Below are 12,012 nucleotides of genomic sequence, written 5' to 3'. Positions count from 1 at the left end.
TGGCCCTCGCCAGCGTGGGTGCGCCCGCTGCCAGCCATTGCGTCACCACAATCCAATAATGTGCGGAGAATGCAGATGAGCGAACGTTTCAGGACCGAACACGACAGCATGGGCCAGTTGCAGGTGCCTGCAGACGCCTTATGGGGCGCGCAGACCCAGCGCGCCGTGCAGAATTTCCCGGTGTCCGGCCAGCCGATGCCGCGCGGTTTCATTCGCGCGCTGGGCTTGATCAAGGCCGCCGCCGCCGGTGTCAATGCCGAGCTCGGGCTGCTGCCCAAGTCGATCGGCAAGGCCGTGCAGGAGGCGGCACTGCAGGTGGCCGACGGCACGCACGATGCGCACTTTCCGATCGACGTGTACCAGACCGGTTCGGGCACCTCGTCCAACATGAATGCCAACGAGGTGATCGCCACCCTGGCCACACGCGCCGGCAAGGACGCGGTGCATCCCAACGATCACGTCAATCTGGGGCAGAGTTCCAACGATGTGGTGCCCACCGCGATTCGCGTGTCGGCATTGCTCGCGGTGCAGGAACACCTGCAGCCGGCGCTCAAGCACCTGCGCAAGACCATCGACAAGCGCGCCAAGTCGCTGGACAAGGTCGTCAAGACCGGCCGCACGCATCTGATGGATGCGATGCCGTTGACGTTCGGGCAGGAATTCGGGACCTGGTCTGCGCAATTGCATTCGGCGCAGGACCGGCTCGACGATGCGCTCAAGCGGCTGCGCCGCCTGCCGCTGGGCGGTACCGCGATCGGTACCGGCATCAATGCCGATCCGCGTTTCGGCGGCAAGGTGGCCAAGGCCTTGTCGGGCTTGAGCAAGTTCAAGTTCGAAAGTGCGGACAACAAGTTCGAAGGCCTCGCCGCGCAGGACGATGCGGTGGAGTTGTCCGGCCAGCTCAACGCGCTGGCCGTGGCGTTGATCAAGATCGCCAACGACCTGCGCTGGATGAACGCCGGCCCGTTGGCGGGCCTGGGCGAGATCGAATTGCCGGCGCTGCAGCCGGGCAGTTCGATCATGCCGGGCAAGGTCAACCCGGTGATTCCCGAAGCCACCGTGATGGCGTGCGCGCAGGTCATCGGCCACCACACTGCGATCACCGTGGCGGGGCAGACCGGTAACTTCCAGTTGAACGTGACGCTGCCATTGATCGCCTACAACCTGCTGGATTCGATCACCCTGCTGGGCAACGTTTCGCGCCTGCTGGCCGACACCGCCATCGCCGGCCTGAAGGTGCGGCAGGACCGCGTGCGCGAGGCATTGGACCGCAATCCGATCCTGGTCACCGCACTCAACCCGATCATCGGCTACGAGAAAGCCGCCGCGATCGCCAAGCGTGCCTACAAGGAACAACGCCCCGTGCTGGAGGTGGCGCTGGAAGACAGCGGGCTCAGCGAAGCGGACCTGCGCCGTTTGCTGGATCCGGCTGCACTGACGCGTGGTGGCATCCAGGCCGGCAGCACAGGCGGCGGTGGCTGACCACCGCGGCGTGCGTGCGTAGGAGCGCACCTGGGCGCGATGGGCGTTGTCGATACAACCCCGTCGCGCCCAGGTGCGCTCCTAGACGGCTTTGCGCGCATCCGCGGCGTCGCCAGGACTCAGTGCCGCTCGGCCTGCACGTTGCCGAAGCTCTCGCGATACGGCTGCAGCGACGGGATTTCATCCAGCAATTCGCCGCTGAGCTTCTGGATCTCGGGCGTGGCGGTCAGCTTGATCGATTTGTAGTCCGGATCCGGGCCAGCATCGTTGACGGCCTGCTGGCGCAGCATCTGCAGATGTCCGAACAGCAACTGCAGCTTGGCGCGGGTCGCTTCCTTCTGCGGCAGCGCGATGTCGTCGATCTTGAGCGTACCGTCGGGCGTGATTTCCGCATTGGCAGCCGGCGGGCGGCGGATCATCACCGATTGCGTGGTGACGGCAACGCGCGGCTTGCCGCGCTCGGCGCGGCGGGACGACTGGTCGCCACAGGCGGCAAGGGTGCACAGCAGCAACGCCATGCAGAGCATCACGAACTTGTTCATGGGGGCGATGATCTGGGAGAGCGCGTTAGTGTAATCCCGCGCGGGTCTGCGAATCGTCGCAGACGCGATGCTTAGGGGGCTGACAAAATGTCGCAGGGCAGTGTATGAGGTGTGCTGGCGGCGGATCAGGTCCTGCCGCGATATGCGCGCCTGTTCCCACGCCATCGCACGCCGGTCATGCCTGGCGAAGGTCAATCCAGGCAGTCGCAGTCGCAGGTAACGCGGCGCATGAGGCATCTCCCCCCCCCTTACCCGTCGATCACTGCCATTTGCAATTGACGCAAGGCCCAAGCCTCACCGCCGATAGGCATGGACCCGGCGCGACTATCCTTGATGGAGACGGCAGGGTGGCAAACGCGGCGGCACCGATCTCGCTCCTGGGTGTGCATCCGCCAGGCGCACGCCCGACGAAGGTCCGCTGCAGTGGCGCAACGCGTGATGCGCAAGCCGCCACCGCAATCAGTGACGGCAGTCGTCGATATCTTTCTGCGTCAGGTTGGCGTAGGGCCCGAATTCCGGCACCACGCGCGTGGCGGCGTCCTGCGCAGTGCGCAGCTTGTCCAGCTGGTCGCAGATCAGCATGGCTTTTTGTTTGAAGGTCTCCGCCTCGGCCTCGATCTTGTCGCCGATCTGGTCGGGGTTGCCACTGAGCACCCCTTTGAGCGCTTCACCGGCCGCATGAGCGCCGAATGCAGCGCCTTGGGTGCCGATATCGATGCCCTTCGCAGCAACGCCCTGGATCTGCGTGTAGAAACTGCGCATCGCCTGTCGCTGCGCATCGTTCAAGGCGACCGGCTTGCCATCGATGCTGAGCGCGCCATCCGCGCCAACGGTGGCCGCAGGCAGGCCGTCACGCTTGAGCGTGACGCTTTTGCCATTGAAGCTCACGCCACCGCCGTTGGCCTGGGCCGATACGTCGACGGTGGGCTCGGACTTGCCGCAACCGACCAGCAGAACGCTTGCCAACACCGCGGAAATCAACAATTTCATCAGGAGTTCCCCCTTCAATGGTCAATGACGCAATTAGTGTTCGGTCGGCACGCGGGTGGTGCCGGAAACATCGCTCACGTCGATATCGCCGCTGCCCTTGCGCGCAACGCTCACGTCGCCGCGCACCCTGTGCACACGCAGTGCGCCGGAGTTGACCGCTTCCACGCCGACATCGCCTTGCACATCGTCGATGTCCACATCGCCGGAGCCGATCGTGCCGAGCTTGACGTTGCCTGCAACGCCGCGCAGCTTGACGTCACCCGAACCGACCTTGCCGATCTCGGCCGCGCCATGCACCTGCCTGGCCTTGAGATCGCCTGAGCCGACCGCCAGCACGCGCAGCGACCCCATGTCTTCCAGCTCGATATCGCCGGAACCGACCTTGGCGGTGACCCGGCCCTTGGTGCGGCGGATGACCATGTCGCCGGAACCGACATCGGCACTCACCGCGGCAGCGCCACTGATCTCGACGTCACCGGAGCCGACGTCGAATTGCACCAGCAGCGAGTCCGGCACGCTGCCGCGCAGGTCCAGGTAGGAGTAGCTGTCGCCGATGGAGATGCGCAGCGGGCGATCATCAGCCAGCGTCACCACCAGCTTGTCGCCGACGCGCTTCTGGGTGACGGTCAGGCCCTTGAGCAGATCGGCCCTGGCGGCACAGGCGCGCCCGCCAAGACGCCCGCTGTTGCCCGGCGCAGCGTCCAGATGCAGGTCGTTGGAAGCGACCTCGAACAGCACCGACTTCACTCCGCTCAGCTTCAGCTCCAGGCTGCGCGGTTCGGAAAATTTGCATTGCTCCTCGGCAAACGCAGCACCAGGCAAGGCGAACAGGATGGCCAGGGTCAAAGGCAGGCGCATGGGATGTCCTTCAGGCTTCGGAGCGCCGACGGCGCAGGTAGATGGAGGCGGCGATCAGGGCAACGCCGATTGCAGCGCCGATCCAGATGTCCGGATTGCCGTAGACCCGTGCGCTGTCGGTGTGCTGCAGCGCCCACTGCACCAGATCGCTGGGGTTCTGCATCGCGCTGCTGTCGAGGTTGCCGCTGACCGCGCGCGGCGACCAGGTGCCGGGCAGGGCGCTGAGCAGGCCGCGGTAGCCGACGATGTACCAGATCCAGCCGATCGGCAGCGAGACACCGGGCATTGCCGACAGGATGCTCAACATCACGCAGGCCAGCAGCGGAAACAGCACCGCCCACAGGAACGGCTTGCTGCTGGCCCAGGCCGAGCAGAACATCAGCCAGCCCACGGTCGGCAGCGACCACAGCAGACCCATCGGCACGGTCCGCAGCATCAGCCACAACAACGAGAACGGATGCGAGTGCGTGGCCAGCCCCCATGGATTGGGCACGCCGGCGATCAACGCACCGCCGATGGCGATCAGCCATAAGGCCAAGCCGACCAGCACGCCGATGGCGATTGCGACAAGCGGTGCCAGCAGCAACGCCCAGGCGGCCTTGGACAGCACCGTCTGCACATCGGACACCGGCAGCGATTTCCAGAACAGCACGCTGCGGTCGCGGCGGTCGTCGTACAGGCTGCCCAGCGAATAGAAGAACACCACAAACGCCAGGACCACCGAGGCGATACCGATGCCGCCGAGCAGCAGGCCGTCTCCAACTTGTCCCAGGGTGCGCGTGTATTCGGCCAGATCGTCCATCGTGATGCTGTCGCCGATCATGTTGCGACGCGCGCTGATCGCGCCGATCACCGCGCCCAGCAGCGCGAAGAACACCGCGATGCCGCCGGTGATGATCTGTGCCCAGACGAAGCCGCCGCGGTGTTCCCAGTACTCGCGTTTGAGTAGCCAGCCGAACGTGCGGGCGGGAGATGCTTGGTGGGTGAGTGCATTCATGCGTAGGTCCCCTTCATGACCGCGACGAACAGGTCGGCAAGGCCGGGATTGCGGGTTTCGCCAAAACGGGCGAGCTGCGCTTTCGGCGTGCCATCGAACAGCATGACGGTCTTGCCGAACGGCAGGGCGCGCTCGTCGATCGGCTTCATGGCTCTGGCAGCGTCCAGGTGCTCGGCATTGACCAGCACCTCGGTGTAGCGCTCGGCGACGTTTTCCATGTCGGCGGTCAGCACGATGCGACCATCGCGGATGAACATCACATCGGTGAGGATGTGTTCGATCTCTTCCACCTGGTGGGTGGTGACGATGATGGTCTTCTGCTCGTCGAAGTAGTCTTCCAGCAGGCGCTGGTAGAACTGCTTGCGATACAGGATGTCCAGGCCCAGGGTGGGTTCGTCCAGCACCAGGATGCGCGCGTCGATGGCCATCACCAGCGCCAGATGCAGCTGCACGATCATGCCCTTGGACAGTTCGCGCACCCGCGACTTGCGGTTGAGCTGGGTGTTGGCCAGAAAGCGTTCGCACTTGGCGCGATCGAAGCGCGGGTGCACGCCGGCCACGAAATCGATCGCTTCGCCCACCCGCAGCCAGCGCGGCAGCACCGCCACGTCGGCGATGAAGCACACCTCGTTCATCAGCGCGTTGCGCTGGGTGCGCGGGTCCATGCCCAGCACCTTCAACTCGCCGTCGAAGTCGGTCAGCCCCAGCACGGCCTTCAGCGCGGTGGTCTTGCCGGCGCCGTTGGGGCCGATCAGTCCGACGATGCGGCCCGGGGCGATGGTGAAGCTGGTGTTGTCCAGCGCCAGCCGATGCTTGTAGGCCTTGCGCAGGCCACGCGCGTCGACGACATGGTCGGTGGAGACGGCGGTCATGGTGTTTTCCCCTGTGGCAACAGATCGTCGATGGACAGGCCCAGGCGCTGGATGCGTTCCAGTACCGCCGGCCATTCTTCATTCAAGAAACGGTCACGCTCGCTTCCGCGCAGCTTCTGTGCAGCTTCCGGGGTCATGAACATGCCCAGGCCGCGGCGTTTTTCCACCAGATTCTCGTCGGCCAACTCCTGGTAGGCACGCGAGACGGTGATGGGGTTGAGTTGGTAGTCCGCCGCCACCTGGCGCACCGAAGGCAGGGCGTCGCCAGGTTTGAGGATTCCATCGAGCATCATGGCTATGACCCGTTCCTTGAGTTGGCGATAGATTGGAGCGCCGTCGCTCCATTGGATGTCGTTCATGATCAGCTCCGTGGGCGCAGAACCTGCGCGAAGGAGAAATAGGGCATCGACAGCGAGGCGCGCAGGTGCCGGCTGGGCCGGGTGCGCTCCTCGGGGGGAGTTGTCGCGTTTTCCGTAACCGCCTCCGACACGCCATAATCGGCGCCGGACTCCGTGACCTGACTGGAAGCGGCTCCCAGCCAACCAATGGCAAACAGGGTGCTGCCGAGCAGCAACAGCGGAACTGGTCGCGTGACACGTGTGCTGTTCATGCTTTCCCCCTGCGTTGGATGACTGGTGTTGTATTCAACTATAACACCGACACGCAGGCAGTCAACTGTCTGTCACACCCAACTGATGGCACCCCGGGCAAAACCGGGTGCCGCACCATCTTCGAGGGCCTGCCAATGTTGCTCAATCGTCTGTTGGTCGTTGTATTTGCTGGTTTTTTTGCCAGCTCGGCGCTGGCTGCAGGAGCGCCACTGCTGGATCTGGACTACCGCCCGCTGGCGGGCAAGGCGCCAATCAACCTGAATCGTAGCTACGGCGGCAAGGTGGTGATGGTGGTCAACACCGCCAGCAAGTGCGGCTTCACCCCGCAGTACGAAGGCCTGGAAGCGCTCAATCAGCGCTTCGCCAGCCGGGGGTTTGCAGTGCTGGGCTTTCCGTCCAACGATTTCCAGGGGCAGGAACCGGGATCTGAGAAGCAGATCCAGGAATTCTGCACGCTGACCTATGGCGTCAAGTTCCCGATGTTTGAGAAGGTGCATGTGCTGGGCAAGGATGCGACGCCGCTGTATCAGCGGTTGACGCAGGCCACCGGCGTGGCGCCGGGCTGGAACTTCCACAAGTATTTGATTGGGCGCGATGGACGCGTGGTGGCGCAGTTCCCCAGCAAGATCAAACCGGACGATCCGAGCGTGGTGGCGGCGATCGAACGCGAGCTCAATGCGCCGTCGCGCTGAGCGCGGCTCTCGCAACGCCGCGTGCGCATGCGACAATGCGCGTTCAGCGCCGTCGGTGGCGTGTCTTTTCACTTTCGGGAAGTGCATCGAATGAAGATGGGAAAGCGCGGCGCGGCGGCGTCGCTACTGATGGTGGCAGTGACGGCTTCGATGCCGGCGATGTCGCAGCAACCGGCCGCAGCGGCCACCAAGGAGAAGCCAGTTTTGAATGCATCGTCTGAGAAGAGCACGCGCGAGAACGTCAGTTACGCCATCGGTATGGACGTGGCGCGCTCGTTCGAGCCGATTGCCCAGGACATCGATCTGAGCGCGATGCAACGCGCCATCGAAAATGCCTTCAAGGGCGGCAAGCCGCTGTTGTCCGACGAGCAGACTCAGGCGACCGATACCGCATTGCGCACCGCGCTCGCTGCCCGTAACGGCCAGCAGGTGCCGGGCATGGCGCCGGGCTCCACGCCGGCCGCGCCGTCCAAGGAAAATGTCGGCTTGATGCTCGGCGACCGTGCGGTCGGCCCGTCGCTGGCCGGCATCAAGGACGAGATCGATCTGTCGATCCTGATGGAAGCGGTGCGGACGGTGTTCGCCAAGGGCACCACCCGTCTGACCCAGCAGGAAGCCGCTGCCACCATGCAGGCTTTCGCCGCTGCCAAGCAGGGCGCTGCCGGTGCCAAGAATCGCGAAGAGGGCAATGCCTTCCTTGCCAAGAACAAGACCGAGAAAGGCGTGATCACCACCGCGTCCGGCCTGCAGTACATGGTGCTGCGCCAGGGCAGCGGCGAGCGCCCGATGCGGACCAACAAGGTGCGTGTGAACTACGAAGGCAAGCTGCTCAGCGGGCAGGTCTTCGACAGTTCGTACCAGCGCGGCCAGCCGGCCGAGTTCGGTCTGGATCAAGTCATTCCCGGCTGGACCGAGGGCGTCGCCTTGATGCCGGTCGGTTCGAAATATCGTTTCTGGATTCCATCCAACTTGGCCTATGGCCCGAACGGCACGCAAGGGGGGCCGATCGGACCAGACGCAACGTTGACGTTCGATGTCGAACTGATGGGTATCCTTCCCTGATCCCCCACAGGAGTACCCCCACCCATGCGAGTTGCGATCTTTGGTACCGGCTATGTTGGTCTTGTCACCGGTACCTGTCTGGCGGAAGTAGGTCATCACGTTATCTGCGTGGATATCGACCAGGCGAAAGTTGATGGTCTCAATCGTGGGGTGATTCCCATCTATGAACCCGGCCTGGAGCCGATGGTGAAAGCCAACCACGCCTCTGGCCGGTTGCGCTTCACCACCGACGCCGCCGAGGCGATTGCGCACGGCGAAATCACCTTCATCGCCGTGGGCACGCCGCCGGATGAGGATGGCAGTGCCGACCTGCAGTACGTGCTTGCGGTTGCGCGTACTGTCGGTCGCCATATCGATGGGCCGTCGGTCGTGGTCAACAAGTCCACCGTGCCGGTCGGTACCGCCGACAAGGTGCGCGCTGCGATCCAGGAAGAACTGGACGCACGTGGCGTGGACCATGAATTCGATGTCGTGTCCAACCCCGAGTTCCTCAAGGAAGGCGATGCGGTGGCCGACTGCATGCGTCCCGACCGGATCGTGATCGGCGCCAAGAAGCCGGCGGCGATCGCACGCATGCGCCGTCTGTACGCCCCGTTCAATCGCAACCGCGATCGCATCGTGGAAATGGACGTGCGCTCGGCCGAGCTCACCAAGTACGCGGCCAACGCGATGCTGGCGACCAAGATCAGTTTCATGAACGAGATCGCCAATATCGCCGAGCGTGTCGGTGCGGACGTCGAGCACGTGCGTAACGGTATCGGCTCGGACCCGCGTATCGGCTGGCACTTCATCTACCCCGGTGCCGGTTACGGCGGCTCGTGCTTCCCGAAGGACGTGCAGGCGCTTGCCAAGACTGCCGAGCAGTACGGCATGGAGCCGACCCTGCTCAACGCGGTGGAAAGCGTCAACAACGCGCAGAAGGGTCACCTGTTCGAGCTGGTGCAGCGTCATTACGGTGGCGAAGGCGGCAGCATCGCCGGCAAGACCTTTGCGGTGTGGGGCCTGGCGTTCAAGCCCAATACCGACGACATGCGTGCGGCATCCAGCCGTCGTCTGATGGCGCAGTTGTGGGAGGCCGGTGCCACCGTGCGCGCCTACGATCCGGAAGCCACCCATGAGGCCAAGCGCATCTTCGGCGAGCGCGACGACCTGACCTTCTGCGACGAAGCCTTTGCTGCACTGGAAGGCGCCGATGCACTGGTCGTGGTCACCGAGTGGAAGCAATTCCGCAGCCCGGATTTCAGCAAGATCAAGCAGGCATTGAAGGACGACGTCGTGTTCGACGGCCGCAACCTCTACGACCCGCAGGAGATCGAGGCTGCAGGCCTGGCTTACTACGCCATCGGACGAGGCCGTTCGTTGCATGCATGAGCAACTCTCGCCGCGCGACCAGGAACTGGACGCGCGGTTGGTGGAACTGGAAACGCGCCTCTCCTTTCAGGAGCAGGCGCTCAATGAACTGAGTGAAGCACTTGCAGACGCCCGTTTGACGGGCGCCCGCAATGCCGAACTGATCCGCCACCTGCTCGAGGACCTGGGCAAGGTGCGCTCCACGTTGTTTGCCGATGCAGCGGACGAACCGCCGCCTCCGCACTATTGATTGCAGATTGCCACCGCCATGAGCGATACCTTACGTGACCAGTTGCTTGGCCTGGGCTTCAAGTCCGCGCCCAAGCCCGAACGCAAACCCGACGCACGGCCTGCCGCGCGTCAGCATGGCAATGGTGGCAAGCCCGCGCCCGGCGGTAACAGGCCGGGTGGCCAGGGCAGGGGACCGCAGCGGCCGCACGCCGCTGCGGCGACCGATGCAGCCGGCGCACGTAAAAACGATGGCCGGCCCGACCGACGCCACGATGGCAAGCCGGCGGCGGCGTCGCGCCCGCAACATCCCAATGCAGACCGACGCGGCCCCAGGCCGGCACGCACGCGCGAGGACATCGACCTGGCCAAGGCCTATGCGATCCGTGCGCAGCGCGAAAAGGACGAGCGCATCGAAGCCGAGCGGCTGAAGCAGGAAGAAGCACGCCTGCGTCGTGAAGCCAAGGCCAAGCTCGAAGAACTGCTCAAGGACAAGGGCCTGAACCATGCCGATGCCGATATCGCGCGGCATTTCCCCTACGGCGGCAAGATCAAGCGCATCTATGTCACCGCCGATCAGCTCAAGGCGCTCAACGCCGGCGGGCTGGGCGTGCTGCAACTCAACGGCCGCTACCTGCTGGTGACCGCCGAGGTGCTCGCCGAGGCCGAATCCGTATTCGCGCCATCGGTCGCCCTGAAGGTGGACCCGAATGCACCGGCAGGCGACGACCCGTACGCCGATCCCAAATACCAGGTGCCCGACGATCTGGTCTGGTAACACCGTCATCCACCGATGATGCGGCACGTGGGCACCTGTTGGGTGCCCTTGTTGTTTGCGCTGCTTTCCCAGGACAGGCGATGTTGGATGCGCTTGCGTCGTGCTGGCGCAGCCCGTTTTACATCGCGCCATGGACCGCTACATGCTGCGTCTGGGCTCGGTCGAACAATCGATTGCCACCCGGGCCTGCCATTGACGCACTCTTGTCGAGCGACAGGCAGCGTGAACAATCGCAGTGACTTATCGATTCCGGGCATCGCCGTGGATCTGACCGGATTTGCTTTGCGGCCGCCGGTTGCGGACCAGTGCCGGGAGTACATTCGCTATACAGGCCGGTCACGGCCGGGGCCGTACTATGCGCGCCTCTACAGAGTGGCGCAGACAGGCTTGGTGCCTGTTGCGTTGTGGCTCACTTCCCGATTGGTGCTGCATATGTCCACGTCCTCCAAATGCATGAAGCCCTGCGCTGGCGAATCGATTTCATCGGCCACAGGTCATGCACTGCGTTCGCATACCGGTTGCCTGCTCGCGTCGGTCTGCGTCGTGGTTGCGCTGTGTGGTGCGAGTCCGCACGCAGCTGCGCAGTCTGAAGATGCGCCGGCGTTCGATCGCCCTGGCATCCCGTTCGCTGCCGAGGTGTTGCAGCCCGGCGCGTTCGCCTGGGAGCAGGGATTGCCCGATGCCAGTACCGACCGTGCAGATGGTCAGCGCACGACGCTGTATACCGCTGACACCGTGCTGCGTCTGGGGCTGTCACAGCATGTGGAGCTGCAACTGGGCAGCGACAGTTACAACTGGCAGCACGGCGGCGGCGCGCGCGTCCGGGGCGGCGGCGACAGCCATGTCGGTTTGAAGGTCGCCTTGCCGTCGCGATCGGAGAGTTTTCACTGGGCGGCACTTGGCACCTATAGCGTGCCGACCGGCAGCCCCGCTTTCAGCGATGGCTATTCGCGCGAGCTCGGGGTGACTGCATCCTGGGATCTGTCGCAGCAGCGCGCGCTGGCCTTGTATGTCAACTACGCACGCGACAACGACGGGCACACCTGGACGTTCTCGCCCAACTACACGTTCTTCTCGGGCGAGCATTTCAGCAGCTACGTGGAAGCGGGCCTGGATACCGGCAGCGAGCATTCGAAGGTGGCGGGTGCTGGCGGCGCCTGGCAGCTGCCGCATGCGATGCAGCTCGATGTCTCGGTGCTGCGCGGGCTGACGTCGGAAAGCCCCGATTGGCAGGGCGGGATCGGGTTGTCGATCGCGTTTCAGTAATCGAGCAACAGCATCGCGCAAACGCATGCGACGCAGAGGCGCGACATCGGGTGTTGCTTGATGATTAGCGTGCCCCGGTAGTAGTGCCGCCTCTGGCCAACGGTGCTTGCGTGACCACGATGCATTGAGCTGGAAGCCTTACTGGGTGTCGATGGACAGGTGGGCGAAGCGTCTGGGGTTCGCTTTGCCAACGGCAAGCACCGCATACCGGCGACTTCCGCCGCGTCTGCTGGAAGTAGGAGCAAGCGATTGTTGCCGACTGATGCTGTGATGCGATGGGGGCG

14 protein-coding genes are annotated in these 12,012 nt (G+C 64.2%); 7 read left to right on the top strand and 7 right to left on the bottom strand.

The genetic code is table 11. The features are described 5' to 3' along the window. Positions 1-75 precede the first annotated feature (75 nt). A complete protein-coding gene (locus Y887_RS14355) occupies positions 76-1,482 on the top strand; it encodes a class II fumarate hydratase (protein ID WP_046965004.1) in 1,407 nt (468 codons plus the stop codon). A 119-nt stretch (positions 1,483-1,601) separates the two neighbouring features. On the opposite strand, the gene Y887_RS14350 is transcribed toward Y887_RS14355, so the two are convergent. The 7 genes from Y887_RS14350 to Y887_RS14320 form a co-directional block, all read right to left on the bottom strand. Next, complete coding sequence (locus Y887_RS14350) at positions 1,602-2,024, bottom strand: hypothetical protein (protein ID WP_046964984.1); 423 nt, start codon at positions 2,022-2,024, stop codon at positions 1,602-1,604. A gap of 459 nt (positions 2,025-2,483) precedes the next feature. Then, positions 2,484-3,014: a DUF2884 family protein gene (locus Y887_RS14345; RefSeq protein ID WP_046964983.1), complete on the bottom strand. Its 531-nt coding sequence runs from the start codon at positions 3,012-3,014 to the stop codon at positions 2,484-2,486. Between the two features lie 33 nt (positions 3,015-3,047). Beyond that, positions 3,048-3,872: a GIN domain-containing protein gene (locus tag Y887_RS14340; RefSeq protein ID WP_046964982.1), complete on the bottom strand. Its 825-nt coding sequence runs from the start codon at positions 3,870-3,872 to the stop codon at positions 3,048-3,050. A gap of 10 nt (positions 3,873-3,882) precedes the next feature. Then, positions 3,883-4,869, bottom strand: a complete 987-nt coding sequence (locus tag Y887_RS14335) for a hypothetical protein (protein ID WP_046964981.1) — start codon at positions 4,867-4,869, stop codon at positions 3,883-3,885. Continuing rightward, complete coding sequence (locus Y887_RS14330) at positions 4,866-5,741, bottom strand: ABC transporter ATP-binding protein (protein ID WP_046964980.1); 876 nt, start codon at positions 5,739-5,741, stop codon at positions 4,866-4,868. The genes Y887_RS14335 and Y887_RS14330 overlap by 4 nt, the downstream gene beginning before the upstream one ends. Beyond that, on the bottom strand, positions 5,738-6,100 hold the full coding sequence (locus tag Y887_RS14325; RefSeq protein ID WP_005988451.1) for a GntR family transcriptional regulator: 363 nt from the start codon (positions 6,098-6,100) through the stop codon (positions 5,738-5,740). The genes Y887_RS14330 and Y887_RS14325 overlap by 4 nt, the downstream gene beginning before the upstream one ends. Positions 6,101-6,102: 2 nt before the next feature. Next, positions 6,103-6,351, bottom strand: a complete 249-nt coding sequence (locus tag Y887_RS14320; RefSeq protein WP_046964979.1) for a hypothetical protein — start codon at positions 6,349-6,351, stop codon at positions 6,103-6,105. Between the two features lie 135 nt (positions 6,352-6,486). Between Y887_RS14320 and Y887_RS14315 the strand changes: the two genes are divergently transcribed. From Y887_RS14315 to Y887_RS14290, 6 genes are all read left to right on the top strand, one after another. Beyond that, positions 6,487-7,044, top strand: a complete 558-nt coding sequence (locus Y887_RS14315; RefSeq protein ID WP_046964978.1) for a glutathione peroxidase — start codon at positions 6,487-6,489, stop codon at positions 7,042-7,044. Between the two features lie 90 nt (positions 7,045-7,134). Next, positions 7,135-8,106 (top strand): FKBP-type peptidyl-prolyl cis-trans isomerase, encoded by a 972-nt coding sequence (locus tag Y887_RS14310; RefSeq protein ID WP_046964977.1) that lies wholly within the window; start codon positions 7,135-7,137, stop codon positions 8,104-8,106. A 24-nt stretch (positions 8,107-8,130) separates the two neighbouring features. Then, positions 8,131-9,477 (top strand): UDP-glucose dehydrogenase family protein, encoded by a 1,347-nt coding sequence (locus Y887_RS14305; RefSeq protein WP_046964976.1) that lies wholly within the window; start codon positions 8,131-8,133, stop codon positions 9,475-9,477. Next, positions 9,470-9,706: a SlyX family protein gene (locus tag Y887_RS14300; RefSeq protein WP_024939344.1), complete on the top strand. Its 237-nt coding sequence runs from the start codon at positions 9,470-9,472 to the stop codon at positions 9,704-9,706. The genes Y887_RS14305 and Y887_RS14300 overlap by 8 nt, the downstream gene beginning before the upstream one ends. 18 nt (positions 9,707-9,724) lie before the next feature. After that, positions 9,725-10,462, top strand: coding sequence for a DUF2058 domain-containing protein (locus tag Y887_RS14295; protein ID WP_342749400.1), 738 nt, complete (start codon positions 9,725-9,727; stop codon positions 10,460-10,462). Between the two features lie 432 nt (positions 10,463-10,894). Continuing rightward, positions 10,895-11,728 carry a transporter gene (locus Y887_RS14290; RefSeq protein WP_245879359.1) on the top strand — a complete coding sequence of 278 codons (834 nt, stop codon included), beginning with the start codon at positions 10,895-10,897 and terminating at the stop codon, positions 11,726-11,728. Positions 11,729-12,012: the final 284 nt, after the last annotated feature.

The organism is Xanthomonas pisi DSM 18956 (genome assembly GCF_001010415.1).
In the GTDB taxonomy this organism is placed as follows: Bacteria; Pseudomonadota; Gammaproteobacteria; order Xanthomonadales; family Xanthomonadaceae; genus Xanthomonas; species Xanthomonas pisi.
Note: the sequence above shows the minus strand (reverse complement) of the source record. Positions and strands in the feature narration are given on the sequence as shown.